The sequence below is a fragment of the Enterobacter cloacae complex sp. P13B genome, assembly GCF_014895915.1.
GTDB lineage: Bacteria > Pseudomonadota > Gammaproteobacteria > Enterobacterales > Enterobacteriaceae > Enterobacter > Enterobacter bugandensis.
The window spans coordinates 1-2,524 of the sequence record NZ_JADBQN010000114.1 but is presented as its reverse complement, the minus strand read 5'-3'; the positions used below and the strand labels follow the sequence as shown (position 1 = coordinate 2,524).

General features: G+C 39.3%; 1 protein-coding gene. It reads left to right on the top strand.

All coding sequences use genetic code 11. The features are described from left to right. Positions 1-2,434: DUF1983 domain-containing protein (locus IM273_RS22140; RefSeq protein WP_193055654.1), on the top strand; the 2,434-nt coding region annotated here is incomplete at its 5' end. Positions 2,435-2,524 lie beyond the last annotated feature (90 nt).

The following is a 2,524-nucleotide window of genomic DNA, read 5'->3' as shown; positions in this document are numbered from 1 at the left end:
TACTTATACTAATCCAAATGGTGACTACGCAGAAGATATTATTCGTTACCCAAGTGATACACTAACTAACGAGACTATTGTACGTGATGGTTATATTATCAAGAAAGATTTAAACTGTAAGTGGATTCAGGATAAAGACCAATTAGCCAAACGTAGTAATATCGAACTATTAAAAGCTAAGTATGTACTAGCTGGTATTACATTTAATACATTCGTTACTGATATTACAGTAAATGACGTATTCACGATTAGCTTTAAAGAAGCAGGTTTTGAAAATGTTAAGTTCCGTGTAGTTTCCCGTACTGTACCAATGACAGTAGATAAAGCAGGAATAGTACAGATCACCGCAGTACAGTATGCAGATGGTATCTATGCTGGTGTTGATCCAGGTCAGTTCCCACAGAACGGTATTACTAACTTACCTAACCCTTCACATGTAGAGCCACCAAGCAACCTACAGGTACAACGTCTTGGTACAACCGTAAATGGTAGTACTGTATTAATGACGTGGGATCTTAGTCAAGATACTGGTGTACGTGGTTATAAACTACGTTATAAGAGAAGTGATTCCGGTACTTGGATTAATATTGGTAACGTTGGACAGTACAGTACCAGTTTTGAAATCCTAAACTTGATTCAGGGCGTAAGCTACGACTTTGGAGTTGAAAGTTACAATTCCTTGGGTTACTCATCCGAACTAGTAGCAATCTATAACCAATTACCACAGATCATTTTTGCATTACCAAAAGTAACTGGTCTTGTAATGGTGAATGATGATGCTGGATTTAACCAAACCTATTCACAAGATTTCATTTTCGATTGGGATGATCAAAGTAACATTCCAGTAAATGGTAAACGTTTCACTGATTTCTTCAAATACTATGAAATCCGTGTATATGACCGTTACCGCAGATATATTAAGTCTTACTATACACAGGATAGTGCATGGTCTTATACGTTCGCAATGAACCAATCAGACGGTCTAAGCCGTTATCGTGTTATTGGCATCATCGCACACGGTTACGGTACTGGCATCTATTCAGAAGAAGTACAGATTGAAGTTAGTAACCCACAGCACCCACAATTACTAGGTGTTAAATTACGTAATGGTTATGATCAGGTGTTTTTTGAATGGGATGAATCAAACATACCAGATTATGCGGGTGTGGTATTCCAGGCTGCAAAAGATGAGGCGTTTAGTTCTGGTGTAGTGTATTTCAGTTCTTCAAACCGTTATACGGCATCATTCCCGATTGAAGACGGTTCTTGGTACGGTAGGTTAGCTGCATATGATGTTATGGGGCAGGATGAATTAGTATGGTCGCCTACAATCGGCTTTAACCAGAATACGAAGGTTCCTTACTCTAAGTTGAATGATGATGTTATTGATGGACTACTTAATAGTGATGTAGCTAATGGTATTGTTGAGAAACAGATCGTAGATGAACTTGGTTCACGTTGGCAGGTGCAGGTATCAAATAATGGTAACGTTACTGGTATTGCTCTAGCCGCTGATGAAAAAACATCAGTGTTTACCGTCATGGCAGATCGTTTTAGTATTATCAGTACTGACTCAGCTAAACAAAGTGATAAGGTATATCCGTTCGTAGTTCAGAATGGTAAGACTTTCATTAACTCAGCAGTTATAGCCACGGCCTCAATCAATGAAGCTATGATAAATGACCTTTCAGTATCGCGAGCGAAAATTCAGAACGCCGCTATAGATAATTTAAAGCTGGCAAATGGGGCAGTACGAAATATTCACATCATGGACGGCGTGATCGACTCAGCGAAGATCTCCCAACAGATACAAAGTACTAACTGGGATGGTGTGAATGGCTGGGCTATCAATAAAAATGGTAATGCCTGGTTTGGTAACGTTTCTGTACGCGGTAATATCCAGGCAACGTCTGGTGTACTGAATAACGTTACTATCAATGAAAACTGTAACATTCTTGGTACTCTAAGTGCTGCACGTATCGTTGGTGATATTTGTCGTCCTCAGTCTACGGGGCTTGCATCTAATCCATTTCTATTTGGTTCGCGTCAGGTATCTGGCGGTACGGTTGGACTAAATCCAGTGGCAAACCAACACTATGTAGCATTGCGTATTCGTGGTGAAGACTTCCCGCGTATTCTAGATAGTAATATGGTTATTAACCTTACGTCATATGAACGTCAATATTTCTATATTCGTATGGGTGGCGATGGTATTGCGATGACAAACTTACTGTACTGGGACTCTGGTAATGGTGGTGGTAAGCGTGATTGGCCTATTAATGGCGTCTATGTACCAGCCGTAGGACGTGGTAATTGGAATTACATTTATGTAATGTGTACTACTGGACGCAATAGTATTGCTGCACTAACAGTACCTGCATTACTTTCATCTTTCGTATATCGTGCAGGTGATCAGCCTTTATATAATGCTTAATACTAAATAGATTGGGTGGTACTAGTATCTTAGTACTGCTCATTACTATTGATATTATACTTTAAAAGGAACTGAAAATGGGTTTTGATG